Raw genomic sequence first — 471 nt, 5'->3', positions numbered from 1 at the left:
CTCCCCGCCGCTGTGGACGCTCGGGGGAGATCAGCCTGTTATCCCCGGGGTAACTTTTATCCGTTGATCGATGGCCCTTCCACACGGGACCACCGGTTCACTAGGCCCGGCTTTCGCCCCTGCTCGGCTTGCAGGCCTCACAGTCAGGCTCCCTTCTACCCTTGCGCTCTCCGGCGGATTTCCGTCCCGCCTGAGGGAACCTTTGGGCGCCTCCGTTACCCTTTAGGAGGCGACCACCCCAGTCAAACTGCCCGCCAAGCGCTGTCCCCCCACCCGAGGGTTAGGCCCCCAGCCGCATCAGGGTGGTATTTCACCGGCGCCTCCACCACCCCCGAAAGGGCGGCTTCGCAGGCTCCCACCTATCCTACGCAGACGCGACCAAGAGCCAACACCAGGCTGCAGTAAAGCTCCACGGGGTCTTTTCGTCCTGCCACGGGTAGGCCGCATCTTCACGGCCAGTTCAATTTCACC

General features: G+C 64.1%; 1 rRNA gene. It reads right to left on the bottom strand.

Going from position 1 to position 471, the window contains the following annotated elements:
* Nucleotides 1-471, bottom strand: a 23S ribosomal RNA gene (locus ACYQ0J_RS09910); the annotation flags it as partial.

It is taken from the genome of Thermus sp. FJN-A (assembly GCF_054655095.1).
Note: the sequence above shows the minus strand (reverse complement) of the source record. Positions and strands in the feature narration are given on the sequence as shown.